Origin of the sequence: Sphaerisporangium sp. NBC_01403, assembly GCF_045040145.1 — a bacterium.
In the GTDB taxonomy this organism is placed as follows: Bacteria; Actinomycetota; Actinomycetes; order Streptosporangiales; family Streptosporangiaceae; genus Sphaerisporangium; species Sphaerisporangium viridialbum.
In genome coordinates this window covers 3292030-3318973 of record NZ_CP109534.1, presented here as the reverse complement: position 1 = coordinate 3318973, position 26944 = coordinate 3292030, and the positions used below count along the sequence as shown (strand labels likewise).

26 protein-coding genes are annotated in these 26944 nt (G+C 71.9%); 14 read left to right on the top strand and 12 right to left on the bottom strand.

The window, feature by feature from the left end; all coding sequences use genetic code 11:
* Nucleotides 1–36: 36 nt before the first annotated feature.
* Nucleotides 37–615, bottom strand: a complete 579-nt coding sequence (locus OG589_RS15395; protein ID WP_405149661.1) for an NADPH-dependent FMN reductase — start codon at nucleotides 613–615, stop codon at nucleotides 37–39.
* A 39-nt stretch (nucleotides 616–654) separates the two neighbouring features.
* Nucleotides 655–1221 (bottom strand): YceI family protein, encoded by a 567-nt coding sequence (locus OG589_RS15390; protein ID WP_405149660.1) that lies wholly within the window; start codon nucleotides 1219–1221, stop codon nucleotides 655–657.
* Between the two features lie 119 nt (nucleotides 1222–1340).
* On the opposite strand from OG589_RS15390, the gene OG589_RS15385 reads away from it, so the two are divergent.
* Nucleotides 1341–1886 (top strand): MarR family winged helix-turn-helix transcriptional regulator, encoded by a 546-nt coding sequence (locus OG589_RS15385; RefSeq protein ID WP_405149658.1) that lies wholly within the window; start codon nucleotides 1341–1343, stop codon nucleotides 1884–1886.
* Between the two features lie 3 nt (nucleotides 1887–1889).
* Here OG589_RS15385 and OG589_RS15380 read toward each other — a convergent pair whose 3' ends face one another.
* Nucleotides 1890–2780, bottom strand: coding sequence for a LysR family transcriptional regulator (locus OG589_RS15380; protein WP_405149656.1), 891 nt, complete (start codon nucleotides 2778–2780; stop codon nucleotides 1890–1892).
* 97 nt (nucleotides 2781–2877) lie between these two features.
* Here OG589_RS15380 and OG589_RS15375 point away from each other — a divergent pair, with 97 nt between their 5' ends.
* The 3 genes from OG589_RS15375 to OG589_RS15365 all read left to right on the top strand — a co-directional run bounded on the left by OG589_RS15375 (nucleotide 2878) and on the right by OG589_RS15365 (nucleotide 4820).
* Nucleotides 2878–4143, top strand: coding sequence for an MFS transporter (locus OG589_RS15375; RefSeq protein ID WP_405149654.1), 1266 nt, complete (start codon nucleotides 2878–2880; stop codon nucleotides 4141–4143).
* A gap of 208 nt (nucleotides 4144–4351) precedes the next feature.
* A complete protein-coding gene (locus OG589_RS15370) occupies nucleotides 4352–4600 on the top strand; it encodes a DUF6400 family protein (protein WP_405149653.1) in 249 nt (82 codons plus the stop codon).
* Complete coding sequence (locus OG589_RS15365) at nucleotides 4587–4820, top strand: hypothetical protein (RefSeq protein WP_405149652.1); 234 nt, start codon at nucleotides 4587–4589, stop codon at nucleotides 4818–4820. The genes OG589_RS15370 and OG589_RS15365 overlap by 14 nt, the downstream gene beginning before the upstream one ends.
* Before the next feature lie 69 nt (nucleotides 4821–4889).
* On the opposite strand, the gene OG589_RS15360 is transcribed toward OG589_RS15365, so the two are convergent.
* The gene (locus OG589_RS15360) at nucleotides 4890–5642 is read right to left on the bottom strand and encodes an MOSC domain-containing protein (RefSeq protein ID WP_405149651.1); all 753 of its coding nucleotides are present in this window, start codon (nucleotides 5640–5642) and stop codon (nucleotides 4890–4892) included.
* Between the two features lie 86 nt (nucleotides 5643–5728).
* Here OG589_RS15360 and OG589_RS15355 point away from each other — a divergent pair, with 86 nt between their 5' ends.
* Entirely contained in the window at nucleotides 5729–6355 is a 627-nt protein-coding gene (locus OG589_RS15355; protein WP_405149649.1) for a YigZ family protein, read from the top strand.
* A gap of 16 nt (nucleotides 6356–6371) precedes the next feature.
* Here the strand turns inward: OG589_RS15355 and OG589_RS15350 are convergent, their stop codons facing one another.
* A complete protein-coding gene (locus OG589_RS15350) occupies nucleotides 6372–8003 on the bottom strand; it encodes an ATP-binding protein (RefSeq protein ID WP_405149647.1) in 1632 nt (543 codons plus the stop codon).
* A 226-nt stretch (nucleotides 8004–8229) separates the two neighbouring features.
* On the opposite strand from OG589_RS15350, the gene OG589_RS15345 reads away from it, so the two are divergent.
* Nucleotides 8230–8919, top strand: coding sequence for a TetR/AcrR family transcriptional regulator (locus tag OG589_RS15345; RefSeq protein WP_405149645.1), 690 nt, complete (start codon nucleotides 8230–8232; stop codon nucleotides 8917–8919).
* 92 nt (nucleotides 8920–9011) lie between these two features.
* Here the strand turns inward: OG589_RS15345 and OG589_RS15340 are convergent, their stop codons facing one another.
* Nucleotides 9012–9581, bottom strand: a complete 570-nt coding sequence (locus OG589_RS15340) for a TetR/AcrR family transcriptional regulator (protein WP_405149644.1) — start codon at nucleotides 9579–9581, stop codon at nucleotides 9012–9014.
* A 124-nt stretch (nucleotides 9582–9705) separates the two neighbouring features.
* Here OG589_RS15340 and OG589_RS15335 point away from each other — a divergent pair, with 124 nt between their 5' ends.
* From OG589_RS15335 to OG589_RS15325, 3 genes are all read left to right on the top strand, one after another.
* Nucleotides 9706–11319 (top strand): MDR family MFS transporter, encoded by a 1614-nt coding sequence (locus OG589_RS15335; protein ID WP_405149643.1) that lies wholly within the window; start codon nucleotides 9706–9708, stop codon nucleotides 11317–11319.
* A gap of 167 nt (nucleotides 11320–11486) precedes the next feature.
* The gene (locus OG589_RS15330) at nucleotides 11487–11897 is read left to right on the top strand and encodes a DUF3592 domain-containing protein (protein WP_405149642.1); all 411 of its coding nucleotides are present in this window, start codon (nucleotides 11487–11489) and stop codon (nucleotides 11895–11897) included.
* 143 nt (nucleotides 11898–12040) lie between these two features.
* On the top strand, nucleotides 12041–12808 hold the full coding sequence (locus tag OG589_RS15325) for a phosphotransferase (protein ID WP_405149640.1): 768 nt from the start codon (nucleotides 12041–12043) through the stop codon (nucleotides 12806–12808).
* 80 nt (nucleotides 12809–12888) lie between these two features.
* Here the strand turns inward: OG589_RS15325 and OG589_RS15320 are convergent, their stop codons facing one another.
* Nucleotides 12889–14868, bottom strand: a complete 1980-nt coding sequence (locus tag OG589_RS15320; RefSeq protein ID WP_405149638.1) for a trypsin-like serine peptidase — start codon at nucleotides 14866–14868, stop codon at nucleotides 12889–12891.
* A gap of 180 nt (nucleotides 14869–15048) precedes the next feature.
* On the opposite strand from OG589_RS15320, the gene OG589_RS15315 reads away from it, so the two are divergent.
* The 3 genes from OG589_RS15315 to OG589_RS15305 all read left to right on the top strand — a co-directional run bounded on the left by OG589_RS15315 (nucleotide 15049) and on the right by OG589_RS15305 (nucleotide 18308).
* On the top strand, nucleotides 15049–16710 hold the full coding sequence (locus tag OG589_RS15315; protein WP_405145096.1) for an IS1182 family transposase: 1662 nt from the start codon (nucleotides 15049–15051) through the stop codon (nucleotides 16708–16710).
* An 80-nt stretch (nucleotides 16711–16790) separates the two neighbouring features.
* Complete coding sequence (locus OG589_RS15310) at nucleotides 16791–17723, top strand: Ppx/GppA family phosphatase (protein WP_405149637.1); 933 nt, start codon at nucleotides 16791–16793, stop codon at nucleotides 17721–17723.
* A gap of 156 nt (nucleotides 17724–17879) precedes the next feature.
* Entirely contained in the window at nucleotides 17880–18308 is a 429-nt protein-coding gene (locus OG589_RS15305) for a hypothetical protein (RefSeq protein WP_405149636.1), read from the top strand.
* Nucleotides 18309–18375: 67 nt separating this feature from the next.
* Here OG589_RS15305 and OG589_RS15300 read toward each other — a convergent pair whose 3' ends face one another.
* From OG589_RS15300 to OG589_RS15280, 5 genes are all read right to left on the bottom strand, one after another.
* Nucleotides 18376–19686, bottom strand: coding sequence for an AAA family ATPase (locus OG589_RS15300; protein ID WP_405149635.1), 1311 nt, complete (start codon nucleotides 19684–19686; stop codon nucleotides 18376–18378).
* Nucleotides 19687–19741: 55 nt separating this feature from the next.
* On the bottom strand, nucleotides 19742–21208 hold the full coding sequence (locus OG589_RS15295) for a hypothetical protein (protein ID WP_405149634.1): 1467 nt from the start codon (nucleotides 21206–21208) through the stop codon (nucleotides 19742–19744).
* Between the two features lie 40 nt (nucleotides 21209–21248).
* On the bottom strand, nucleotides 21249–22358 hold the full coding sequence (locus tag OG589_RS15290) for a hypothetical protein (RefSeq protein ID WP_405149632.1): 1110 nt from the start codon (nucleotides 22356–22358) through the stop codon (nucleotides 21249–21251).
* Between the two features lies 1 nt (nucleotide 22359).
* Nucleotides 22360–23154: a hypothetical protein gene (locus tag OG589_RS15285; RefSeq protein WP_405149630.1), complete on the bottom strand. Its 795-nt coding sequence runs from the start codon at nucleotides 23152–23154 to the stop codon at nucleotides 22360–22362.
* Nucleotides 23155–23231: 77 nt separating this feature from the next.
* Nucleotides 23232–24431: an ROK family protein gene (locus OG589_RS15280; RefSeq protein ID WP_405149629.1), complete on the bottom strand. Its 1200-nt coding sequence runs from the start codon at nucleotides 24429–24431 to the stop codon at nucleotides 23232–23234.
* Nucleotides 24432–24607: 176 nt separating this feature from the next.
* On the opposite strand from OG589_RS15280, the gene OG589_RS15275 reads away from it, so the two are divergent.
* Nucleotides 24608–25987, top strand: a complete 1380-nt coding sequence (locus OG589_RS15275) for a glycoside hydrolase family 36 protein (protein WP_405149627.1) — start codon at nucleotides 24608–24610, stop codon at nucleotides 25985–25987.
* Complete coding sequence (locus tag OG589_RS15270; RefSeq protein ID WP_405149625.1) at nucleotides 25984–26934, top strand: carbohydrate ABC transporter permease; 951 nt, start codon at nucleotides 25984–25986, stop codon at nucleotides 26932–26934. The genes OG589_RS15275 and OG589_RS15270 overlap by 4 nt, the downstream gene beginning before the upstream one ends.
* Nucleotides 26935–26944: the final 10 nt, after the last annotated feature.

The window sequence follows — 26944 nt, the reverse complement described above, 5'->3', positions numbered from 1 at the left end:
CGGGAAGGACGCAGCGGCAGGCGTGGAGACTTCCGGTCAGGCCGCGGCCCTGTCCGGCGAGGACTCGCGAAGCGTCTTCAGCGCGCCGCTCCAGGAGACGACCTCGTCGAGCATGGCGTTGACCGCCTGCTCCTGGTGGGGGGCCGGCGTGAACGCCGTCATGTCGGTGAAGTCCGTGAACAGCGACAGCGCGACCTGGCCGCGGACGTCGGCGATCTTCAGGTTGGCCATGATCATACGCAGGTGCTCGACCGCCCGCGTCCCGCCGGACGCGCCGTAGCCGACGAACCCCGCCGCCTTGTCGTTCCACTCGGCGTACAGGAAGTCGATGGCGTTCTTCAGCACGCCGGACGGCGCGTGGTTGTACTCGGGGGTGACGAAGACGTAGCCGTCGAAGGTCCCGATCTTGGCGGCCCAGGCAGCAGTGTGCGCCTTGCCGTACTGACCGGCGGCCGGGGGCAGAGCCTCGTCGAAGTGCGGTAGGTCGAAGTCGGCGATGTCCACGACCTCGTAGTCCGCGTCACCGCGCTTGGACGCGATCTCGTGGACCCACCGAGCGACGACCTCGCTCTTGCGTCCCAGGCGGGTGCTTCCGGTGATGATTGCCAGTTTCATGATGCTGTGACGTTTCCTGATGGGTGGAAGGCGGCGGGATCAGGCGGCGGGGGTCACCTTGACGGCGGAGATGTCGAACTCCAGGGTGATCTTCTCGGAGACCATGACGCCGCCGGCCTCCAGCACCGCGTTGAAGTTGATGCCGTAGTCCTTGCGGTTGACCACGGTGCGGCCCTCGAAGCCGGCGCGCTCGGCCCCGAAGGCGTCCTTGGCCGAGCCGGTGTACTCGAAGTCGATGGTGATCGAGCGGGTGACGTCCTTGATGGTCAGGTCGCCCGTGACCCGGAACTCCGTCGCGCCGACCTGCTCGACGGCGGTGCTGGTGAAGGTGATCAGCGGGAAGGCGGGGGCGTCGAAGAAGTCGTTGGTGCGCAGGTGGCCGTCGCGCTGCTCGTTGCGGGTGTCGACGCTGGCGACCTGGACCGTCACCTTGGCGTGCGACTTCGACGGGTCGGCCGCGTCGAGGTAGGCGCTGCCCTCCCACTCGTTGAAGGCGCCGTAGACCTTGGTGACCATGGCGTGCCGGGCGACGAAGCCCAGGCGGCTGTGCGCGGTGTCGAACTGGTACTGGCCGGTGAGCTCGGGGCTGAGGGTGCTCGTCGACATATGGGGACTCCCTTGAAAACGGGGTTGGATGCGTTTGACGTGCGCTTTCACGCGATGTTGATGCATCAGCAAGTTAATCGAAAGATGTTGATGCGTCAACATTCGGTATGATCGATGATGTGACCGAGACCCGGTGGCTGGACGAGCGCGAGCAGCGCATGTGGCGCGCCTTCGGGAACATGCGCCGCCGGCTCGACAGCGCGATGGAGCGGCACCTCAACGGCGAGAGCCTGTCCATGGCCGACTACCAGCTCCTCGTCCCGCTGTCGGAGGCCCCCGGCGGCAGGATCCGTGCCCGCGAGCTGCGCCGGTCGATCAGCTGGGACCGCAGCCGCCTGTCCCACCAACTCCGCCGCATGGAGCAGCGCGGGCTCATCACCCGTGAGGACTGCCCGGGAGACGCGCGCGGCACCGTGATCCGCCTGACCGCCGAGGGCCGCCGCACGATCGAGGCCGCCGCCCCCGGCCACGTCGAGACCGTGCGGCGCCTGTTCGTCGACGCGCTGACCCCGGACGAGATCGAGACCCTGACGTCGATCGCCCACCGGGTGCTCGCCCGCATCTCGGACGACGCCGCGGAGCCCTGCGACTCCGTCGAAAGGACCGGCCCGTGCGCGCCGGCGGATGAGGAGCCGGGCGAGGCCGGTTGCGAGCCGGGCCGTTGAGGCTCAGCGCGCCGCCGCGTCCCTGAGCGCGGCGAGCAGCCCGCGGAGCGCGGGCCGGCCCAGCGAGGTCTCCCGTACGGCCGCGTGGATCGCCCTGATCGGCTCGGGCTCGCGGACCCTGCGCACGACGACGGCGGGGTGGCGGTTGGCCAGACCCATGTCGGGGATCAGGCTGATCCCGAGGCCGGCGGCGACGAACCCCTGCGCCGTGGCGTAGTCCTCGCTCTCCACCACGAAACCGGGGCTGAAGCCCGCCGCGGCACAGCCGTCAAGCAGGGCGTCGACGCAGGGGCTGGGCCGCTCGCTGCCGACCCACGGCTCATCGGCCAGGTCGGTGAGGTCGAGCACGCGCTTGGCGGCGAGCCGGTGCCCCTTGGGCAGGACGGCGCGGTAGGGGTCGTCGAGCAGGTGGACGAGGTGGACGCCTTCGTGGACCAGGCCGTGGGGCCGGACCACGATGGCCAGGTCGGCCCGTCCCTGCGTCACCTCAGGCAGCGGGTCCTGCGGGTCGGTCATCTTGAGGTCGACCCGCACGCCCGGGTGCGCCCGGCGGAACCGGCCGAGCGCGGGCGCCATCAGGGTGGCGCCCGACGTGGCGAAGTAGCGGACCGCCAGCCGTCCCGCGCGCCCGGCCCGCAGGTCGGCAAGCGCCGCCTCCGCCTCGGACACCTGCCTGCCGATGACGGCCGCGTGCTCGGTGAGCAGCCGCCCGGCCTCCGTCGGCCGCACGCCCCGGCCGACCCGCTCCAGCAGCGCGGTGCCCGCCTGCTTCTCCAGCGCCGCCACCTGCTGGCTGACGGCGGAGGGGGTGTACCCGAGGCTCGCCGCCGCGGCGGTCACCGACCCGCTGGTGACGACCGCGTGCAGCACCTGCATCCTTCGCACGTCAAGCATGTAGCTCAGCTTAAAAGTATGTGCATGACTTTGCACTTGTCCTGTCGGGTCGTCTCCGGCAACGTTCATGTCGGCCGGCTGAGCAGGGAGGCGAAGGGTGATCATCTCTCCATGGCGGATCGCCGACTTCCGCACGTTGTTCACCGCTTCCATCCTCAGTCAGCTCGGCACGAACATCGGCTATGTCGCCGTCCCGCTCATCGCCGTGTCCGCGCTCGACGCGAGCCCCGGTCAGGTCGGGGCGCTCGCCACGCTGAGCACCGTCGCCTTCCTCCTCATCGGCCTGCCCGCAGGGGCATGGGTCGACCGGATGCGCCACCGGCGTGTGCTCATCGCCGCCGACCTGGCACGAGCGGGGCTGTTCGCCTCCGTCCCCCTGGCCTGGTGGCTGGGCACCCTCACGCTCGGGCAGCTGTACGCGGTGGTCCTGCTGAACGGCTGCGCCACGGTCTTCTTCGACGTCGGCTCGCAGAGCGTGCTGCCGCGACTGGTCGGCCGCGACGGCCTCGTCCAGGCGAACGCCGCCGTGATGAGCCTCATAGCCGTCGGCAACGTGGCGGGGCGCAGCGCGGGCGGAGGGCTCGTCCAGGTGCTCACGGCGCCGGTGGCCGTGGCGTTCACGGCCGCGAGCCACCTGGCCTCGGCCCTCAGGCTCACCGCCATGCGCCGCACGCCCGCACCGCCCCCGCCTCTCCCCGGGCGGTCCACCAGGCTGGGAGCACAGGTCGCCGAGGGAGTGCGTCACGTCTTCGGCAACCCGGAGCTGCGGGCCCTCGCGCTCACGGCGGCCCTCAACAACCTCGGCTCCCAGATCGTCAACACCATGCTCCCGGTGCTGTTCATCCGCGAGCTCGGCCTCCCTGCGGGTGCGCTCGGCCTGTTCTGGGCCGTGGGGGGAGCGGGCCTGCTGCTCGGCGCCCGCTGCGCCCGCCCGGTCGCCGTGCGGCTCGGCTATGGCCGCGCTCTCGGCCTCGTCGGCCTGTGCTCGGCGCCCGCGGGACTGCTCGTGCCGCTGTTCATCGACGACGGCCCCGGGCTGTGGGTGGCGGCGACCGGCTACCTGATCGCCATGTTCAAGACGGGCATGGACAACGTGCTCGGCGTGAGCCTGCGGCAGCGCATGACGCCGGACTCGCTCCTCGGCCGCATGAACGCCACCTTCCGCTGCCTGCTCACCGGCGCGCTCGCGGTCGGCGCCGCCGTGGCCGGGCTGATCGGGGAGCTGGTCACGGTGCACACCACCCTGTGGGTGGGTGGCGCCTTCTTCGCGGTGGCCTTCCTGCCGGTGTTCCTGTCTCCCGTGCGCACGCGGCGCGAACTGCCGGAGCGGCAAGTGCAGGACGCCGTGACGAGTATCACCTGACTTTACTTCCCGTAGAACCCTAAACTGCCCATAGGCGACATATGGTATTTAACCGGACATGAAAGCGTCCGTATGGGGCCTTCCGCGCCAAGGGAGGCCCTCGGTGATCAAAAGGCAGGCGGCTCCGCCCCGTCCCCACGGTGGCTGAGCGGCGAGGTGCCCCGCCGATCACCTCATCTCTGTTCATCGTTCTACGGGAAGTCGTCTCATGAGCCACGGCAGCGGTCGCGCGCACATCGTCTTCGAGATGGACCTCGCGCTCCACGAGGCGCGCAGGCGGGCCGAGGTGGTCGCCGCGCTGGGCCCGGACTGGGACCCCGTGGCGGTCATGCGAGCGGAAGAGGAGGCGTACGACCTCCTCTACTCCGATCTCGACGAGGAGCAGCGCGCGACCTACGACATGCTCGTGGCCGAGGGCGTGCTCCCGCGACGAGAGGCGGGCCGTGCTTCCGATTGACCCCCACGCCGACATCGCCCGTCGAGCCTGGATCTCCTGCCCCCGGTGCCTGGACGACAGGGACTGCACGGACTGCGGCACCGGCCGCAACTGCCGGGACCACTGGCGCTACCTGCTGAGCACCACCGGGAGCGTCCTGCACGTGCAGTGCCCGGGATGCGCCCACCTCTGGGCACACGAGACCCACTTCGGAGCGGGCGGCAGGCCCTCCTCCCTCTGAGCAGGCCGCCAAGAAAGGCCGGGCTCTGAGCAGGCCGCCAAGAAAGGGCGGGCCGCGCCTATGGCTCGCTCACGGCCGCCGGGCGACGCCGCCGGGCTCGATCGACGCCTGGTCGCCGACATGGACCGTGCCCGGCTGGACCACCCGCGTCATCAGGCCGAACTTGTTCCCGTGCTCGGTGATCAGGTGCTTCTGCAGCTCGGGCAGGCGCTCGCGCCCGTGAGGGTCCCAGCTCGGCACCACACACCGGATGGCCGGGCCGGTATGGTCGCCCGTCACGGCCAGGACCACGTCTCCGACGGAGAGCGTGGCCCCCTCGCCGAAGGACTCCTCCGCGAACGCCGGGGCGTCGCCGAGCAGGTGCACGTTGGGGCGGAAGCGCAGCAGGTCGACCGCCGCCCCCAGCTCCTCCTCCAGGCCGAGACGCGAGGCCTCGAAGGTGACCAGGACCGTCGGCCCGCGATCCTGCTGCCCGTCCGCCGCGTAAAGGGACAGCGGGATGTCATATGCCTCCGACAGCGCGGCCGGAAGGTCAGGATCGTCCCAGGCCCACGCCGCGCCGCCCGCGGAGTACAGCACGGGAGGGCCGGGCGGCTCGGGGGAGCCGTCGCAGGTGGCGGGGTAGGCCGCCTCCCACGCGAGCATTCGCGGGATCTGCCGCACCGTGAGCAGGTTTCCCTCGCGGCCGGGACGCTCGTCGACCAGGGAGTACGCCCGGTCGCCCGCCATCCCGCGGTGGTCAAGGCGGGCGGAGGCGACGCGCTCCCCGCGCAGCGACTTCACGGGCCAGCGGTAGAGGCCGTCGATCTTCCCCCGGTACATGCCTCCGATCCTACGGGCGGTGCGAACACCTCTTCGACCCCGGGAGCGCCGGGGGCCGGGGGGCGGACCGGCGCTAACCTGTGCGCATGGCCGAGCCGTACCTCACCGTCAGCGCGTTCACCGAGCACGAGATCGAGGTCAGGCGCTCCCGGTTCATCTGCGCGCTCATGCCGGTGACCGAGGAGGGCCAGGCGGCCGGTTTCGTGGCCGCGCGCAGGAAGGCCCACCACGCCGCGCGGCACACCTGCTCGGCGTACGTCATCGGGGGCGACCGGCGCATTCAGCGGGCCGACGACGACGGCGAGCCCTCCGGCACGGCCGGCATCCCGATGCTGGAGGTGCTGAACCGGCGCGGCCTCGCCGACACGATCGCGGTGGTGACCCGGTACTTCGGCGGCATCCTGCTCGGCGCGGGCGGCCTGGCCCGGGCGTACGGCGGCGCCGTCGCCGAAACGCTCGACCGGGCCGAGATCCTCACCATGGTCCCCGCGCGGGTCATGACCGTCCGCGTCGGGCACGCCCAGGCCGGGCGGCTGGAGAACGACCTGCGCGCGTCCGGCCACGCCGTGCGGGACGTCTCCTACGGCGCGGACGTTGCCGTCCAGGTCGGGGTCGACGTCGCGCGGGTGGAGGAGTTCACCGCCTGGGTCGCGGGCGCCATGGCCGGCCAGGCCGCCGTCGCGCCCGGCCCGCTGGTGTACGTCCAGACCTAAGAGCGCCGCCTCCGGGTCATCGCGGGGGAGCGTACGCGGCTCCGGGGGCCCTGGCGTCCGGCACGGTGAGGCCCGGGCGGTGCGCGGCGTCGGAGGCGGGCAGCGTGAAGACGAAACGGGTGCCCTCGCCGCGCTCGGTGTCGAGGTGGATCTGCCCGCCGTGGTACTCGACGATCTTCTTGCAGAGGGCGAGGCCGATGCCCGTACCCTCGTAGTCCTGCCGGTTGTGCAGCCGCTGGAAGATCACGAAGATCTTCTCCGCGAACCGCGGCTCTACGCCGATGCCGTTGTCGCCGATCGACAGCTCCCAGAAGTCGCCGGCGCGGGCGACGCTGATCCGCACCTCGGGTGCGCGGTCGGGGGAGCGGAACTTCACGGCGTTGCCGATGAGGTTCTGCCACAGCATGGTGAGCAGGTTGGGGTCGCCGAGGACCTCGGGCAGCTCGGGCCGTACGACGACGGCCCCGGACTCCTCCGTCAGCGTCTCCAGGTTGGCGAGGGCGCGGTCGAGGGGCTGGTCCAGCGGCAGGGGGACGTGCTCGCTCTGCTCGCGCCCCACCCGGGAGAACGCCAGCAGCTCGGCGATCAGTGACTGCATCCTCCTGGCGCCGTCCACGGCGAAGCCGATGTACTCGTTGGCCCGCTCGTCGAGCTGGGCGGCGTACCTGCGCTGCAGCAGCTGGCAGAAGGCCGTCACCTTGCGCACGGGCTCCTGGAGGTCGTGGGAGGCGACGTAGGCGAACTGCTCCAGCTCGGAGTTGGACCTGCGCAGCTCCTCCGCCTGCTCGCTCAGCAGGTCGGCCTGCTCCTGCAGGCGCTGCTGGGCGTCGCGCGAGATGGCGAGCTCGGCGGAGATGCGCCGCCGGATGGCGTCGACGTCGGCGGCGAGCATCGTGATGTCGCTCGGCCCCCTGATGTCGATGGCGTGGCCGAAGTCACCGTCGGCGACCTTCCGCGACGCCGCCCCGAGGCGGTCCATGGGACGGAGCACGGCGTAGCGGAGCAGCAGGGCGACCGAGACGAGCGTGAGGACGAACATCGCCAGGATGGCCGCGAAGACGGTGTTCCGCCACAGGCGCGCCCGTCCGATCTCGACGGTCGCCGCCGTCCGCGCCCGCGACAGGTTGTCCGCCTGGCGGGCCAGGGCGGCGCGGATCAGGTCGAAGGAGGCCTTGCCGTCCTCCACCTGGACGAGCCCGACCGTGCCGGGCCCCTGCCTCCCGACCGCGTCCAGGACCGGTCGCGCGTACCCCGACCGCCAGGCGTCGGCGCGCGTCTCGATCTCGCCGAGGTCGGCGAGCGGCGAGCCGGCCGTGATCGACCGCCTCAGGGTGGCGACGGCGGCCTGCTCCTGCGCGATGCCCTGCTCGAAGCCGGCGAGGAACTCCTGGCGCCCGCTGAGGACGTAGCCGTGCACACCGGCCTCCTGGTCGAGCAGGGCGCTTCGCAACCGCTCGGATGCCAGTAGGGCGGGGGTCATGCGCTGGATCAGCTCGTCGGAGGCCCGGGTGGTGCGGTCGAGCGCCCAGGTGCCGAGCCCGGCGGAGACGGCCAGCAGCAGTGTCATGATCGCCATGGTGCCGCTGAACCAGGAGCGCGTGGTCAGGCGAGGCCACCTCGCCGCTCGGCCGTAGCCGGAAATGCTCAACCTTTGGCCCTCCTTCTGGGACCTACCGGGTCGCGAACCCGCTGACGCGACCGGCAGTGATGACATGGACGTCCTACGGACGTTCCCGCGCGAGCGGTGACGGTGGGCACCGCCCTGTTCCGCTTCCTCGGAGGTCTCCGTTCAAACCCCCTCTGACCTGGCTCCGCCTCCGGCGTACGCCATAATCGCTTGACGGAGTGAGTACTCACTCCGTACCGTTGGCGGTATGACAGACACCAAAGTCCAGCGCAGGGCGCCGGGAATGAGCCCGGAACAGCGGCGCGACATGATCGTCAAGGCGGCCTTACCTCTGGTGGCCGAGCGCGGTGCCGCCGTGACCACCGCCGAGGTCGCCAAGGCCGCCGCCATCGGAGAGGCGACGATCTTCCGCGTGTTCGCCGACAAGGAGGAGCTCCTGAACGCCTGCGTGCTGGAAGCGCTCAACCCCGCTCACGCGCTGGAGGAGATCGCGGCCGTGCCGCTCGACCAGCCTCTCGCCGCCCGGCTCACCGAGGCCGCGGAGGCGCTGAGCGCCCACCTCGAACGCATGGGGTCGGTCATCGGCGCGCTCCACGCCTCGGGCCTGCGGCGCGGCAGGCCCGGCCCCCATCAGCGCGGCGCGGAGCCCGGCGGGGAGGTCGAAGAGGCGAGCGCGGGCGGCGAGGGCTCAGCGCCGGGCGGCGGCGGTGGCCACGAACGGGAGGGAGGGCTCGGCCGGGAGGCCTCGGTGACCCAGACCGTGGAGGCCCTCGCCGACCTGTTCGAGCCCGAGCGGGAGTCCCTCCGCCTGCCGCCCGAGCGCCTCGCGGCGATCTTCCTCGGCATGCTGTTCAGCCGCCCGCGATTCCCGGCCGGCACGGCGCCCGCCGGAATGGGCGAGCTCGTCGACGTCTTCGTCAACGGAGCCGTGCGATGAGCGTCGTCCTCGGCCGCACCATCGTCGCCGCCAACGAGCGGGAGCCGCCTGTACGAGCTCATCTCACCTGAGTGACCCGGGCGCGAGCCCCGTCAGTGGCCGGCGGCGGGGCAGCGCTCGATGAGCTCCAGGGCGACCTCCAGGGCCGCGGCCTTGCGCTCCTCGTCGGCGAGGTCCTCGTCCTTCAGCAGGAGCCAGGCGGCGTGCAGGGTGAAGATCGCCATCGAGCTCCTGAGGCGCTGCGCCGTGGAGTCGCCCTCGTCCCACAGGATCCCCACGAGGCTGGTCATGAGGTTGCGCATCTTCTCGACCTTGGGGTGGTCGCGGAGCGCCGTCTGGTTGCGCTCCATGAACCTCATGAACGCGTGGTGGTGGCCGCCGTAGAGCTGGTCGGCGTAGCGCCTGACGAACTCCCGCCTCGTCTCGATCGTGCGGGGCTGCTCCTGCCCCCACTTGATCAGGCGTTCCACCATGGCCTGCCGGTCCTCGGCCAGGCTCGCCACGATGTCATCCTTGGTCCGGAAATGGTAGTAAAGCGCGGCCTTGGTCACCCCGAGGGACTCCGCTATCTCCCGCAGCGATGTCGCCTCGTAGCCCTGCTCGGTGAAGAGCTTGAGGGCGATCTCCTGGATGCGAGCACGCGTGTCGGTGGTTTCCCTCATGGCCTCTCAGACGCTCCCTGTATCCCCTAATTAACTTGACGGTCGGCAAGTAAGTTATCTACCTTGGAGTATAGTCACTAGCCGGTCGGCAAGTAAGTAAGCACTCTCAAGGGGGCGTAAAAGAATGACGGAGACCGCGGCCGAACCCGTTCCAGGGCGTCGGCGGGAGGTCATGGTGGTCCTGCCGGGGCTCATGCTCGCCATGATCCTCGCCATGCTGGACAACATGATCGTCGGCACCGCCATGCCGCGCATCGTCGGCGAGCTCGGCGGCCTGGCACACCTTTCCTGGGTCGTCACGGCGTACGTGCTGGGCACCACGGTCTCGACGCCGATCTGGGGGAAGATCGGCGACCTCTACGGCCGCAAGACGATCTTCCTGGCGTCGATCGCCATCTTCATGGTCGGCTCGATGCTGTGCGGCATGGCCGGGTCCGACCTGCTCGGGGGCACCTCCGGCGGCATGGGCGAGCTCATCGGCTTCCGCGCCATCCAGGGTCTCGGGGCGGGCGGCCTCATGGTCAACGCCATGGCCATCATCGGTGACCTCGTGCCGCCTCGCGAGCGTGGCCGCTACCAGGGCATCATGGCCGCGATGATGTCGCTCGCGATGATCGCGGGCCCGCTGGTCGGCGGCTTCATCACCGACCACCTGAACTGGCGCTGGGCCTTCTACGTCAACCTGCCCATCGGCGCCGTGGCCTTCATCTGGCTCGTGTTCCGGCTGCACCTGCCGAAGTACCGCACGGAGCACCGCATCGACTGGCTGGGCGCGGGCCTGCTCGGCGTGGGCATCACCGCGCTCGTGCTCATCACCACCTGGGGCGGCAACCAGTACGCCTGGGGCTCCTGGCAGATCCTCGGACTCGTGGCCGTCGCCGTGGTCACCTTGGCGGCCTTCATCCCGGTCGAGCGCCGGGTCGCCGAGCCGATCATGCCCCTGCACGTGTTCAAGAACCGCAACTTCACCCTCATCTCGCTGATCGGCTTCCTGCTCGGCTTCGCGATGTTCGGCGCGATCAACTTCCTGCCCCTGTTCCAGCAGACCGTCCAGGGCGCCTCGGCGACCAACTCCGGCCTTCTGCTGCTCCCGATGATGGCGGCGGCCATGGTGGTCTCGCTCTTCGTCGGGCAGGCGATCACGAAGACCGGCAAGTACAAGATCTTCCCGATCGTCGGCGGCGCGCTGATGGCGGTCGCCATGTGGCTGCTCTCGCTGCAGGACGTCAACACCACCCGCTGGGAGACCGGCCTGTTCATCGCCGTCCTCGGCCTCGGCATGGGCGGTCTCATGCAGACCACGATGCTGATCGCGCAGAACAGCGTCGAGCAGAAGGACCTGGGCGTGGCGAGCAGCGCCTCCACCTTCTTCCGCTCCATCGGCGGATCGTTCGGGGTGTCGCTCTTCGGAGCGATCTTCAACAACCAGCTCACGTCCAACCTGACCGAGAAGCTCGGCCCGCAGGCGGCGCAGATGGCGCAGGGCGGCAGCGGCCATCTCGACCCCGCGTCGCTGGCCAAGCTCCCCGCCCAGGTGAGGATCGGCTTCCTGGAGTCGCTGGCCTCCTCCATTTCCAGCGTGTTCTTCTGGGCCATCCTCTTCGCGATCCTGGTGCCGCTGCTGGCGGCCTTCGTCAAGGAGATCCCGCTGCGCGGCGGCCCCGCGGCCGCGGCCCCGGCCTCCGGGTCCGGCGACGACCCCGCCAAGGAGACGGCGGCCGTGGGCGCCCTCGACTGACGCCCTCCCGCCGCCTCACCCCGACGGCCGTGACCACCACCGTGGTCACGGCCGTCCTCGTCCCACCCGCCGCCCATGGGGCGGTCGGGCCGTCAAGGGCATGGCAAGTCGCACGCAAGGCCGGGCTCCTAGCGTGGGGGCGCCCCCCTGCGGAACAAGGAGTTCGTGTGTCCACCACCGCCTGGCTCGTGCTCGTCTTCGGCCTCGTCGCCCTGATCTTCGGCGGCATCGGCACCGGGATGCTGATGTCCCAGCGTGACTTCCGCCGGATCGCCCAGCGCGTGCCCGGTCAGGTCGTACGGCTGCGCCCCAGCCACTCCAGCGAGGGGACCGTCTACTACCCGACCATCAGGTTCACGACGGTGAGCGGCCGGCCCGTCGAGGTCGAGACCAGCGTCGGGAGCAGCCCGCCGGTGGCCCCGGTCGGCGGCGAGGTGGCGGTCCTGTACGACCCCGCCAACCCGGCCCGTATGCGCGTCGACAGCCTCCTGGGCGGAAACCTCCTAGGAATGGTCTTCGCGGGCACAGGTGCGGTATTCCTGCTGGTGTCCATCGCCGTGGTCGCCTTCGGAGGATGACCGCCCTCCGCCACACCCGGGAGCCGCCGTGGCCGTCGAGCTCGTGTACGAGACCCACTCGACCACCACCCCGGGCACTCGCGTGATCGCCCAGCAGGCGATCGACGGCGCCAAGTGTGCGTTCGAGAGGTGGTGTCCGCCGGGTGATCGAGGAGAGGCTGGCCGGTGGGGGAGTGAACGAGGTGGTGCGGGTTGGGGGGACGGTTCGGCGGCCTGTGGGGGACTGGACGCCGGCGGTGCATCGGCTGCTCGGCCACCTGGCGGACCGGGGCTTCGCCGGAGCGCCGCGTGTCCACGGGTTCGACGAGCGGGGTCGAGAGGTGCTCGACTTCGTTCCCGGTGAGGTGGCGCACTACCCTCTGCCCGCGTACGCGTGGAGCGACGCCTCGCTCGCGGCGGTGGCCGCGCTCCTGCGCGGCTACCACGACGCCTGCGCCGGTTTCGTCTCTCCTCAGGACGCGGTCTGGTACTTCCCGGCACGCGAGCCGGTCGAGGTGGTCTGCCATGGAGACGCCGCCCCGTACAACTGCGTTTTCCGCGACGGCCTGCCGGTGGCGTTCATCGACTTCGACACCGCCCATCCCGGCCCCCGGCTGTGGGACGTCGCCTACGCCGCGTACCGGTTCGTCCCGCTGACCGCCGTGGGGAACGGCGAGGCCATGCTCCCGGTGGACGAGCAGGCGCGGCGGCTGCGGCTGCTGTGCGACGCGTACGGTGTGGACCAGGCGGGCAGGGCCGCGCTGCCCGAGATGGTGGGAGAGCGGCTGCGGGCGATGGTCGACCACATGTACGAGCGGGCGGAAGCGGGCGTCGAGGCCTTCGCCCGCCATGTCGCCGACGGGCACGCCGAGCTGTACCTGACCGACCGCGACCACGTCGCCCACCACGCCGACCTTTTCCGGCCCATGTGAAGGCCCACCGCGTCCGGTCCTTCTGAGAGCGGTGCCGCGACGCTCGGGAGCGGGACGTCTTCCCCTGTGAGGGTGACACCTCAGGTGAGGGTCTCGCGGATGACCTGGGCGATCGCGGGGTGGGCGAGGTACTCCTCGATCAGGTGGGCGCGTTCGAGCGGGTTGTCCACGGCCGCCTCCTCCAGGGGACCGCTCCAGTCGTCGCGCAGCGGGCACCCGATCGCGACCGGGTCGGCCGGGCTCCACACGTTGAGCCAGCGGGTCACCTGGGCGGGGCGGTGGGGGCCGCCGGAGAGCAGGCGGGTGTACACGGTGTCGAGGCCGAGCGGGCTGCCCGCGGTGACCAGGAGCGGCACCTCCAGCGTGGAGGGGAGCCGGGTGAGCAGGTCCATGGCCACCACCGTGCCGAGGCTGTGGGTGACCAGCACGATCGGACCGGATGCGGGGAGCGTCTCGCACACCGCGTCCAGCACCGTGCGCCTGATGTCGGGGTTGTCGAGGTAGGCCGCGACGTCGCGGAAGATCTTGGCGATGAGGAAGCGGTCCAGGTTGGTGGTGGCCGCGAGCCAGCTCAGCATCCGCTGCAGCGGGGTGGTGAGCCCCTCGCTCACGCTGTCGGCGGGCATGCGCGCCTTGGCGGCGGCCTCGGCGATCAGCTGCTCGTACAGCAGCCGGGTCGTCGGGGACGACGGGGCCAGGGCCGCGGCGACGTTGTCGGTGACCGCCCCCGCGAGCACCGGCGCCGCCTCCAGTGCCGTCACCGCGTCGAGGAAGCGGTCGCCGTAGAACGGGAGCCACACGTCTCCGGGGTCGACAAGGGGAGCGCCCGCCAGGGTGAGGCCCTTGTTCAGCCCGGCGGTCCACTCCCTGCGGATGGCCTCGGGGTCCCTGCCCTCCTGGCTGCGCCCGTGGACGAACACCAGGCGGCCGGTGCCGCCGAACGCGGAGGGGCGTCCCGCGAGCCCGGAGACCTTCGAGGCCCCGGCGGATGCTCCGAGCGCCTCGGTCCAGGCGGGGGACGCGGTGAGCCCGGCCGCCGGGCCCATCTCGGCCAGCAGGGCCTGGGCCGGCGCGGGGGGACGGAGCTGGGCGAGGCGGGCGAGGATCACGCTGACCCGCACGCCCTCGTTGGCCACCCAGTCGACGGCGTCGTCGCCGTCTCCCGGCGCCCAGGGCCGCCCGTCCTTGCGGATCCAGCGGCCCTGCTCGTCCAGGCGGGGGATGCCGGAATGGTGGAGGGCGACGACCTCCCACTGGTCGTTGAAGACGGGGGAGCCGGAGCTGCCCGGCTCGGTGTCGTTGGTGTAGTGCAGGAAGTCGTCCAGTTGCAGGGACAGCTCGTTGTGCCGGATGGAGATCTCCTTCAGCCGCCCGCTGGGATGCCCGACGATGTTGACGGGCTCGCCGATGACCACCTTCCCCTGCTGGGCGACGAGGCGGTTCCAGCCGAACACCTCTCCCGCGCGCCTGCCGTCCGCGCCAGGTCTCAGCGCGACCAGCGTGAAGTCCAGATGCTGGTCGGTGAGGAAGCACGCCTCCGGTTCGAGCCGGAACCGCACCGGGATGTCCGGCTCGTTGTCGAGGTTGACCTCGGCCCCGAACTCCACGACGAGGTCACGCGCGCTCTCCTGGTTCGCCAGCACGTGGTTGTTGGTCATCAGCAGCGCCGGGCCCACCAGGAAGCCCGTTCCCTGGGGAAGGAGCCGGCCGCCGTCGTTCAGCGAGATCCTGGCCACGGTCGCGGCGGCGCGCGTGCCGCGGGCCAGGAAGTTGACCGCCTGGAGCTCGCTGGACTCGCCGATGATCTGTTCGAGCAGGCGCGGGCCGGAGGGCACGCCCTCGGCGACCACGCGGGCCACCGCGGCGACGGGCAGGTCGCCCCGGCGCAGGAGGCGCTGCGCGCGGGCGGCGAGCTGGTGCTCCCCGTCGAGGATCGTGAGGCCCTCCGCCCGCCGCTGCCGCAGGTTGGCCTCGCGCGGGCCCGTGGTCTCCTCGTACCGCCGCGTGGCGGCGTCCGTCTGCCTGGCCTTGGCCGTGCCGGGATGGTGGATCGTGCTCATGGGCCGCCGCCGGTGGTGAACGCGTGAAGGGTGGACCCGTTCAGGTTCCCGGTCCACGGCGGCGGGCGCATGAGTAGTCCCCTACTCAAGGACTTTGTTGCCCGATTCGGTTGATGATCGTTGATTGCTGACGCAGTCTGGGGTTACTTGGGCCGCGGAGAAGGTGGAGGAAGATCTGCCATGTCTCTGCGCCCCCAACCTGCCCGTCCGGTACCCGAGGCAACCGCCCAGGTCGCGCGCGCCGCGTTCCCCAAGGGATGCCTGGCGATGCGGGTCCGTGATGAGCTGGGCTCGCTGTTCGACGACGCGCAGTTCGCCGAGGCGTTCTCCGTGCGCGGTGGACCCGGGCTGTCGCCGGGCATGCTGGCGCTGGTCTCGGTCCTGGCGTTCGCCGAGAACCTGACCGACCGGCAGGCTGCTGACGCGGTGCGGGACAAGATCTCGTGGAAGTACGCTCTGGCTCTGGAGTTGACCGACCCGGGCTTCGACTTCTCGGTGCTGTCGCAGTTCCGCGACCGGCTGATCGAGCATGGGCAAGGGCAGCGCCTGCTGGATGAACTGCTGGCCCGCTGCCAGGAGGCGGGACTGCTGAGCGCCGGGGGCCGTCAGCGGACCGATTCCACCCACGTCATCGCCTCGGCGCGGATGCTGAACCGGATGGAGTTCGTCGGGGAGAGCCTGCGAGCTGCGCTGGAGGCGCTGGCCGCCGCTGCGCCGGACTGGCTGGCGGGGGTGGTGGCGCCGGAGTGGATCGAACGCTACGGAGCGCGGATAGATGGCTACCGCTTCCCCAAAGGCGCCGATGCCCGCACCCGCTGGGCCCTCACCGTCGGGACCGACGGATTCGCCCTGCTGGAGGCGGTTCACGCCGCCGGCGCCCCGGTCTGGCTGCGCCGTATCCCGGCGGTGAACATCCTGCGCCTGGCCTGGATCCAGCAGTATCACCGCGACGAGAAGGGGGTGCGCTGGCGGGAGGGCAAAGACCTCCCGCCAGGGAAAATCCGCCTGGCCACGCCGTATGACACCGATGCCCGCTACGGCGAGAAACGCGGCTCGGGCTGGGTCGGCTACAAGGTCCATCTGAGCGAAACCTGCGACCCCGACGCCCCGCACCTGATCACTGGCGTGCTCACCACAGACGCAGCGAGCGGCGATGCGGAGATGACCGAAGAGATCCACCAAGCGTTGGACGCTCGCGGGCTCCGGCCCCGTGAGCATGTGGTCGATGCCGGATATATCAGCATCGCCCTGCTGGTCAACGCCCGTGACCGCGATGGCATCGACCTGGTGGGGCCGGTCGGGGCCGACACCAGTTGGCAGGCTGCCACCGGGCTGGGCCAGGACGCCTTCACCATCGACTGGACCGCAAAGATCGCGATCTGCCCGCGCGGTGCCACCAGCATCAGCTGGTCCGACCAGCACAAACCCAGCGGCACCCCGATCACCCAGGTCCACTTCGACGCCCGCGACTGCGGCCCGTGCCCGGTCCGCGAACAGTGCACACGCGCGAGGGGGCATCGCTACGGACGCAGCCTGACCCTGCTGTCCCAGCCGTCGCAACAAGCCCTGGACCAGCAACGAGCCGAACAACAGACCGACGCCTGGAAGCAGCGCTACAACATCCGCGCCGGAGTAGAGGGCACCATCTCCCAGGCCATCCGCACCGGACGGATCCGCACCACCCGCTACCGGGGCCTGACCAAGACCCGGCTCGCCCACGTTCTCACCGCCTCCGCCCTCAACCTCATCCGCCTGGACGCCTGGTGGACCGACACCCCCATCCGCGGCACCCGAGCCTCTCACCTGGCACGACTTGGCGCTGATCTCGGGTTGGCAGCGTGAACCGAATCGGGCAACAAAGTCCTCAAGCTATGGGGGAGGGATCTTTCTGGGCGAATCCGCGCGGGTAGTAGCGTCTGCTCATGCGACTTGGTGTCCTGGACATTGGTTCCAACACGGTGCACCTCCTGGTGGTGGACGCCCACAGGGGGGCGCAGCCGCTGCCGGCGTACTCGCACAAGGTCGAGCTGCGGCTCGCCGAGCACCTCCACGAGGGGGACAAGCTGTCGCCCGGGGGCGAGCGCGAGCTGCTGCGCTTCGTCGAGGACTCGCTGCGCATCGCCGAGGACAAGGGCGTGGAGGACATCATGGCCTTCGCCACCTCGGCCGTGCGGGAGGCGATCAACGGCGAGGACGTCCTGACCCGCCTGCGGTCCGCGACCGGCGTGGACGTCCAGGTGCTGTCCGGGCAGGACGAGGCGCGGCTGACCTTCCTCGCCGTGCGGCGCTGGTTCGGCTGGTCGTCCGGGCGGCTGCTGGTGCTGGACATCGGCGGCGGGTCCCTGGAGATCGCCTCGGGCATCGAGGAGGCGCCCGACGTGGCGGTCTCGCTCCCCCTCGGCGCGGGGCGGATGACGCGCCGGTGGTTCAGCGCAGACCCGCCTCCCCCCGAGGAGGTGCGCAGCATGCGCAGGCAGGTGCGCGCCGAGATCGGCAGGATCGTCGGCGACGTGGTGAAGTACGGCCGCGCGGACCACGCGGTGGCCACGTCCAAGACCTTCAAGCAGCTCGCCCGCATCGCCGGGGCCGCTCCGTCGGGCGAGGGCTCCTACGTCAAGCGGGTGCTGGGCCGCGACGACCTGTCGCGGTGGACCGAGCGCCTCGCCACGATGAGCAACGCCCGGCGCGCCGCGCTGCCCGGGGTCTCGGCGGGGCGCGCGCCCCAGCTGCTCGCGGGCGCGGTCGTGGCCGAGGCCACGATGGACCTGTTCGACACACGCGAGCTGGAGATCTGCCCGTGGGCGCTGCGCGAGGGCGTGATCCTGCGCCGCCTGGACGGCATGCCGGGGGCGTGACGGCGCCCCGTCACCGTCGCCACGCCGGTCCCGCCGGGTGTGCCGAGCATCGTTCGTATGCAGGAGAATCAGTTCTTTCACCTGCGTAGAAGGAAGTGTGAGCGCGCTCATCGAGGGCACGTGTCCCACCGCGACAACACACGAGGAGGATGGGCGATGATGGCGCTCATCGGCACGGCCTACACCATGCTGGCCGTTCTGATGCTCACGGGACTCGCCCTCATACTGATCGCGGTGATGACGCTGATCTGCCTGGCGTTGATGGCCTCGACCACGAGTCCCGAGCCGGAGTTCGGCGCGGCCGACCGGCAGGAAGGCCCGGCGACCGCCGAGGGCCGGCGAGAAGCGGCCGCCGACCGGCGAGAAGGTCCCGCGGCCGCGGCGGGCCGCGTGCGGGGCGTCCCGGCCGAGAGCCCTCCGGCCCAGCGGGAAGCTCTCCCGGCCCGGCGTGACGGTCGCCCGGCGGGCGAGCGCGAGGCCGCGGCCCGTCCCGTCCAGGGCCGGCGTGAGGGCCGCCCGGTGGTGGGCCAGTGGGACGGCCGTGCGGCGGTCGTCAGGGGCGGGGGGCAGCCGGGGGTGTGGTGACGCTCCTACGCGCTGCTGGAGGCCCGCGCCGGCTTCGCGGCCGGCGCCCTGCCCGCCGAGCGGGTATTCACCGGAGCGGTGCCGCCTCCACGCGGTGCTTGGACAGGTGGGCGAGCACCGCCTGGTTGGCCTCCCAGCCGTCGGGGAACTTCACAGGGACGTTCAGCTGCACCGTCTCGGACGACGGATGGGCGTCGAGCAGCTCGGGGATGCCCGCGCGGGCCACCACGACGCACGCGTGGCGGTGCCGCGAGGTGAGCACGCACAGCCGTCCGGACTCCAGGTGGAAGGCCGTCGCGTCCCTGCGCCCCGACAGCGGATGCAGCACGATCGTCACGTCGTACTCCCGGCCCTGGAGGCGGTTGGCGGTGTCCACGGTCACGCCGGCGGGCAGTCCGGCGGCCTGGATCGCGGCCACCTGGTCGCGGTGCGCCGCGCCGATCGCGATGCGGTCGGGCGTGACCGGCCGCTCGCCCCGCTCGGAGAGCGTGACGGGCGCGCGCTGCAGCAGCCGCGCGGCCAGCACGGCCACGGCCTGGACGGCCTCGGCGTCGGTGCGCACCGTGTGGCGGCTCGGCAGCTCGTACAGCGCCCAGCCGGACGCCGCCGCCTCCTCCAGCGCGGCGTCGTACGCCGTGCGCATGCCGCCCACCGCGAACGACAGGCTCCGCTCGCCGGGCCGGGTGCCGGCCTTGAACCCGGTGTAGGGGTAGAAGGCCTCCGACACGACGGGCGCGGCCGAGGCGGGCAGCCTCCAGGACACCGGCAGCCGGTGCACGGGAAGGTCGGGGTTGTGCCGCAGGAGCACGGCCACCGCGCTCTGCAGCGGATCCCACGACAGGCCCGCCCAGCGGTCACCGTCCACGATCGAGAACGGGTCGAGCTGGCCGGGGTCGCCGACGAACAGCGCCCGCTCGAACAGCCCCGCGATGCGCAGCAGCTTGTCCGAGCGCATCTGGTAGGCCTCGTCCACGATCGCCCACGGCCACTTGCGGTCGCCGATCCATGCCCACTTGTCGGCGGTGGCGACCACCACCGCCGGGTCGCCGAGATCGGGCAGCTTGGTGCCCACGCTCGCCTTGCCCACGACCCTCTGCGGCACGGCGTAGTCGGCGGCGGAGAGCCGGCCGATCGGCAGGGTGGGATGCTCGGCCGCCAGCCGGACGATCAGGTCGTCCACCTGCTCGTTCGTCTGGGCGATGATCATCAGGGGCTCGCCGGTGGCGGCCAGGTGCCCGGCGGCCCTGACCACCAGCGTGGACTTGCCCGCGCCCGGAGGCGAGTCGACGACCACGCCGCGGTGCCTGGGCAGGTCGGCGAGCACGGCGTCGACGACGGTGGCCGCCTCCACCGCCGGGGAGACGTCCTCGCCCGTCATGGGCGCCGCCGGGTGCGGCGCGGTCCGCGCGCGTCCGTACCGGCTCCTCGTGATCTCATGACCACTCCTCCTCCGGCTCCTCCGCCGGTACGTGCTCGGGCGGGGGACCGCCGTGCGTCCACGGGGTGTCCTCGGGCGCGGGCAGGCTCGGCGGGGGCTGGAACTCGTCGGTGAGGGCCGCGTAGCAGACCCGCTCGCCGACCTCCGGCACGGCGCCCGGCGCCGCCGCCTTGCCGCGGCCCATCCCCTTGACGATCTTCAACGTGACGTGCTCGCCGGCGATCTCGACGACCTCCGCCTGCTGGCCGCGCCGCTCGGGCGTGCCGAGCCGGGCGCCGGGCGCGAGCCGTACCGGATCGCTCGTGCGCACGGTGAGCAGCGGCCTGAGCTTGCGCCCCCGGCCCTCGCCCTCGGTGTGGTCGGGATCGGTGGCGAGCACCGTGCCGGCGAAGGCCTCGCCGGTCAGGCGGTACGCGGCCATGACCAGGGGATCGTCGTAGGCCCGCTGGGCGTCGTAGGAGGCCCGCGCGCGTTCCATGCGGGCCAGCCGCGACGCGGCGCCGACCGCGCTGTCCCGCTTCGGCTGGGGAGGGCCTCCCTCGGCGAGTTGGGCGGCGAAGTTGGTGAAGGACGCCCGGTCCGCCTCCCACCGCGCCGCGGCGCCCGGCCCGGCGGGCAGCGTGCCGAGCAGCTCGACGGCCCGCCACATCAGCCGCCAGGTGGGTTCGAGCTGGGAGCGCACCGCCTCGCCGACCCGGGCCGCCGCTCGCTCGCCGCGCGTCTCCTCGTACGCCCGGATGGCGGGCGCGAGCACCTCGGTGTCGAAGCCGGGGTCGGTGGCGGGCCCGGCGGGCGGCCAGAGCAGGGGGTCCTCCGCCTCCCTGGCGGCGCTCGCGCCGCTCATGCCCGGGGCCGGGTCGATCCAGCACACCAGGGATGCGAGGTTCGCGTCCTCCAGCGCGCTCTGCCCGGTCGCCCAGTGCAGGGAGAGCGCCTCGGTGGCCGCGAGCAGCAGGGACGAGCCGGGGTACTGAGCCCGCTGGGCCAGGAAGGTCAGCCACCGGCCGAGCACCGGCACCGACGGGTGCACGGCGTACGGCCCCTCGGCGCGGCGGAAGCGGGTCGAGCGCCCGAGCATGTGGACGAAGGCGACGGCGCCGCGGTTGGGCACGATCAGCTGCGGGGCGTCCACGCAGCGCTCGTACGGCTCCGCGCCGCGCCGCTCGACCGTCTCCGTGGCCTTCTGCAGGCCCTCGACGTACGGCAGGAGGATCTCGGCCAGCTCGGCGGTGAAGGCGAACCGCAGGTCGCGGTCGCGCGGCTGGGGCACCACGAGCAGCCGGGGATGGGCGGGATCGGTGCCCGCCATCGCGGCCAGCGGCGCCGCCGCCTCACCCGCCAGCCGGAGCGGGATGAACACCATGGGCCGCTCGGACAGGTGGCAGTGGCGCACGGTCGCGAGCCTACGCGCCGTGCCGGTCTGGACGGCGCGCAGGCGGGCGAGCGCGGCGAGCGTGCTCACGACACCCCCGTGAGTCTCGGATCTTCATGGACGGGCGTGCTCACGAGACCTCCGCGTAGATGCGGTCGGCGAGGCGGAGCAGGCGGGCGATCTCCTCCTGGCCCTCGCCGGGGGTGAGCGAGCCGTCGGCGAGGCCCAGCGCCTCGGTCACGGTCGCCACCCCGCCGAGCGCGTCGCGGACCTGGCGTCCCAGCAGGTCGGTGGAGCCCCCGGCCGCGGCCTCGTCCCTGCAGAAGAAGCACAGGTCGCAGGTCGACAGGCAGTCGGGCGCGTACCGGGCGTCGACGCCGCGCACCGCGTCACGCAGCTCGGCCACCGGGCGGGTCGGCACTCCCTCGGAGTCGCGCGCCAGGTCGAAGGTCAGCCCGGGCTCCAGCGCGTCCACGATCGCGCCGACCCGGGTCATGCGGGCGAGCTGCCTCCTGAGCACGGCGAGCTCCCTGCGCACGTCCACCAGCGTGGCGGCCGGGCGGTTCGCGAAGTTCTCCGGGCACACCAGCACGACGTCGTGGGACACCCGCTCCGGGTCGTGGCCGAGCTCCGCGAGGAGGTTCCTCAGCGCCAGCACGTACACGGCGGCCTGGCGGGCCGCCGCCGCGACCTTGTCCGGCTCGGCCTGCCCGTCGACGACGGCGAACGACTTGATCTCCACGATGTGGAACCGGCCGCCCAGCCGGAACGTCACGACGTCCGGCTCCAGGTAGGAGCTGTGGCCCGCGATGTCCAGCCGCAGCAGCGGGTGGTCGTAGAGCGTGCCCGCGTCGTCGCCGTCACGGGCCGCGGCGTCGATGAGCCTGCGGGTGTGGGAGTGGCGCAGGTGCGCGGACGGGTTGCCGCCGATGTCGCCGAGGTCGGTGTACGCCGCGAGCGGGATCGGCAGGCCGAGGAGCTCGCGCAGCAGCCTCAGCAGCTCGGCGCAGCCGCTCTCCTTGACCAGCGCCTCGAAGACGTTGCCCCGGCTGATGGCGAAGGGCGACTGGCCGAACGGGGCGGGAAAGCCCAGATGGGTGGCCGTGGCGTCCTTGTCGATGCCGGCGGCGTCCAGCACGGCGCGGCGGGCGCACCCGGGGTTGGCCGCCAGGGCGGCGATGGCCCGGGCGTCGTGGGGGCGCGGCGGCACCGGGCCGCGCAGCCGGTCGAGTCGGTCCACCTCACGCCTCTCTCTGGGCCAGTGCCAGCACGGTGCCGCCGAACAGGCGCTCGGCGTCGCGCAGCCGGTCGCGCGCGCGGCCGGCGATCTCGGCGCGGGCCGCCGCGTCGGCGGCGGCGTGCACCTCCAGCTCCGCGCGGGCCGCCTTGACCACGAGCGCGGGGTCGGGCTCGGCGCCCGGGACGTTCTGCGCCAGCCGCGACAGCAGCCGCTGCGCGCTCGGCGGGGTCGGCTCACCGGTCTCCGCCAGCCGCATGATGTGCCCGGCCACGCGGATCGCGGTGGTCAGGAAGTCGACGCGGGGGCTCAGCGGCCCGACGACCCGCTGCTCCAGCGGCCAGGTGCTGACGGCCAGCAGCCCCCGGGAGGCGGAGAGCCGGTCGGTCAGCGCGGCGCACAGGTAGTACGGCCGGGCGAACGGCGAGGTGCGGAAGGACCGCTCCTCGTCCCTGCGCAGGGAGGTGAGCTGGGTGCCCTTGAGCGAGCCCGCGCGCAGGGCGCCGTGCACCGCCACGATCATCTTGGCGGCGGCGGGCACGCCGAGCAGGGTGAGCGCCTGGTGGACCTGCTCGCGGACGGGGAGCAGCGAGCCGGGCGGCGGCTCGTCCTCCTCCTCGCGCGCGGGATCGTGGGCGGGCTCGTGGGCGGCGAGCGCAAGGTCCCACGCCCGCTCGGCCCTTCGCAGCTCGGCGCGCAGCGACCTGGCGAGGGCGCTCTCGCGGGCCCGCATGGCCTGCCGGATCTCACCGCGCAGCGCGTTGATGCGCTCCTCGAGATCGTCCAGCGATTCACTCACGCCCGGAGCGTACCAACAGTTCCCTTGAGTTCCAGTGATTTCCAGTCGATCACCCGGCGCGTCGCACCGATCCCGGGTCAGTGCGACGCGATCGAGGTCACCTTCGCGTCGGCGTGCTGGGGGAGCGAGGTGGCCGAACCGCCCTCGGCTCCGAAGAGCTGGCTGTCCAGGTGGTCGATGGCGTAACCGATGCCGCCGAGCACCACGCACTCGTCGCCCAGGGTGGAGGTGCGCAGCTCGGGCGTGCGCATGCACACCTCCGCCAGGCGGCGGCGCAGCGGCGGCAGCAGCACGTCGGCGGCCCGGGAGAAGCTCCCGCCCAGGATGACCAGCTCGGGGTCGACGGTCAGCACCATCATGGCCGCACCGAGCGCGAGCACCTCGACGTAGCGCTCGACCGACTCCATCGCCGCCGCGTTCCCGTCACGCGCAGCCGACAGGACATACCTCGCCGCGTCCTGCGGCGGCGTCCCCGCCGGGACCACGGGGCTGTCGTCGAGGGGCGCAGAGCCCGCTGCCCACTGCGAGAGGGGGAGCAGGCTGATCTCGCCCGCCGACCCGGCGAACCCGCGGTGCAGCCTCCCGCCCACGATCAGCCCCGCGCCCGTACGCCGTCCCGCGTGCAGGAACAGCACATCCCTCGCCCCGTGGGCCACGCCGCGCTGCCACTCCGCGAGCGCGGCCAGCTTGCTGTCGTTCTCCACCAGCACCCGGCACGGGAACATCTCGGCGAGCCGGCCGGCGAGGTCGAGCCCGGACCAGTTGCGGATGGCCGTCGACAGCGCGATGCGGCCCTCGGGGTCGACCAGGCCAGTGGTGCCCGCGGTGAGCGCCCACAGGTCCTCCCTGGCCAGGCCGGCGAGGGCCAGGCAGCCGGAGACGGCCTTGTCGATGGCGTCGAGCCGCACCTCTGTCGGGGTGTCGGGGTCGACGGTGTGGCGGGTCTCGGCGAGGACGTTGCCGTCGAGGTCGGCGAGCGCCGCCAGCACCTTGTGGGCTCCTATGTCGACCCCCACCACGTGGCCGCCGTCGGCCCGGAAGCGGTAGCGCCGGGCAGGGCGCCCCATCGTCCCGCTGACCGGGTGGACCTCCTCGACCCAGCCCAGCCCGACGAGCTCGTCCATGACGTCCTTAGTGGACGGGCGCGACAGGCCGGTCCGCTCGGCGAGCACCGACAGCGTGAGCGGCTCGGCGCCGCGCAGGGCCCTGATCGCCGCCAGGGAGTTGAGCCGCCGTAGCCGTGACAGGTCGCCGCCGCTCGGCGGAGGGTTGGACATGGACGGTCCCTAATGTAGGTCTCCTCGATAAGTCTCGATTATGCCAGCGGTAACGAGGAGTGGAAGACCGCGAAAACCCCGGATTTACCGAAAAAACCCATCGTTGACCCTCCGGTGGCGCGATGCTACTAATGATGGACTCCTTCGTAACTAGGCCTAAGTGAGAGGACGAGCTGATGTCGCGAGCGGATTTCACGGACGTCGGCGAGATCGCGTGCGACGCACGGCACGCCCTGGTCTTCGAGCACGGATGGCAGTCGTGGAGCCCGTCGGGCACCTACCGGCTCGATGAGACGCCGCCCCGGGCGGCCGACGCCAACATCCAGGTACTGGCCTACCGGCCGGAGAGCCCGGTGCCGCAGGGCGTGTTCCAGGGCGAGGGCCTGCTCGCCGTCGACCCCGGCGACGGGGGACCGGTGCACGTCTGGTCCTCCCCCGGCCACCTCGCCGTGCCCTCCATCAGGGCGCGGCGGGCGGGCGGCACCCTCGTCATCTCGGCCGACGGCCCCGTGCGGCACTGGCGGGTCGAGGGCCCCCTGGACTCCGTGCTCGCCGGATGGGCCGACACGATGGCCTGGCCCCTCGCCCCCGCGATCTCGGCCGTCCCGCCGCTCTGGTGCACCTGGTACGGCTACTGGGACAAAATCACCGAGGCCGACGTGACCGAGAACCTCGCCCTCGCCGACCGCCACGGCATCGACGTCGACCTCTTCCTCATCGACGACGGCTACGAGACCGGCATCGGCGACTGGCTCGACGTCCGGCCCACGTTCGGCTCCCTGGAGCGGGCCGTGGGCACCATCGCGGACAGCGGCAGGCGCACCGGGATCTGGGTGGCCCCCTACCTCGTGGGAAGGAACAGCCGCCTGTTCGAGGAGCATCCGGACTGGACGGTCCCCGGCGTCAGCGCCGGGCACATGTGGGACCAGGACCTCGCCGTGCTCGACGTCACCCACCCGGCCGCCGCCGAGCACCTGGCCACCGTCTTCCGCGAGCTCACCGCCCTAGGGATCACGCACTTCAAGCTCGACTACTGCTACGCGGGGGCCATGCGCGGCCGCCGGCACGACGACGTCGACCCGATCACGGCCTACCGGCGCGGCCTGGAGCTGATCAGGGAGGCGACCGGCCCCGAGGCCGTGATCCACGGATGCGGGGCGCCCCTGCTGCCGAGCCTCGGGCTCGTCGACATCATGCGGGTGAGCCCCGACACCGCGCCAAGGCGGCTGCCCCGCGCCGGAGACATCAGTCAGCCCAGCCAGCTGGGCGCCCGGCTCACCGGCGAGGCCCGCGAGTTCCTGCACGCCCGATGGTGGGTGAACGACCCCGACTGCCTCATCGTGCGGCCCGAGGTCGAGACCCGCGAGGAATGGGCCGCGCACGTCGAGTCCAGCGGGGGCCTGCGGGGCGCGAGCGACCCCATCGCCGCCCTCGACGAGTGGGGCCTCGCGACCACCCGGCGGCTGATGACCGCCACCCGGCCTGGACCGTCCGGGCCCGCGCGCCTCGCGGCCCCGTGGGGTACGGGACCCGGCGCCGGGCCGGAGACGTCGTGAGCGCGGCACAGGTCGAGGCGGCCCGGCACGAGGCGCCGCCCGGCAGGACGGCGGCCCCGCCCGCGCCGCGCCGCCGCCGGCTCACGGGCTGGTACCCCTACCTGTTCGTCGCGCCCAGCCTGTTCGGCGTGGTGGCGTTCCTGCTGCTCCCCGTGCTGATCGTGGCGGGGCTCAGCTTCTTCGATTGGCAGTTGCTGTCCGACCCGGCGTTCACGGGCCTCGACAACTACCGCAAGCTCATCGCCGACCCCTCGGTGAGCCACTCGCTCGGCGTCACCGTGCTGTACGTGCTGCTCTGCGTGCCCCTGCAGACCGTGCTGGCGCTCGGCCTCGCGGTCCTCCTGAACCAGCGCGTGAAGGGCCTGAAGGTCTTCCGCGCCCTGTTCGTGGTGCCCTGGATCGCCACGCCGATCGTGATGGGCCTCATCTGGGACTGGATCTTCGACCCGGTCAACGGGGCCATCAACAGCGCGCTGGCGTTGGCCGGGGTCCAGGGCCCCGACTGGCTCTCCGACGGCGCGTGGGCGCTGCCCGCCGTCGCGCTCGTCAATATCTGGCAGCACACCGGCTACAACATGCTGTTCTTCCTCGCGGGACTGCAGGGGATCCCGAAGGAGCTGCACGACGCGGCCTCGACGGACGGCGCCACGTCCTGGCAGCGGTTCTTCACGATCACCCTGCCGCTGCTGAACCCCGCGATGTTCTTCGTGCTGGTCACGAACATGATCGGAGCCTTCCAGGTATTCGACACCGTCTTCGTGATGACCGACGGGGGGCCGAGCCACAGCACCGAGGTCATCAACTTCAAGATCTTCGCGACCGCGTTCAGGGAGTTCGACTTCGGCTACGCCTCGGCCCTGGCGATGGTCCTCTTCCTGATCATCCTGGTGGTCACGCTGGCGCAGGTCCGCTACTTCAACCGCCGCACGACCTACGACATGAGCTGACAGGGGCACC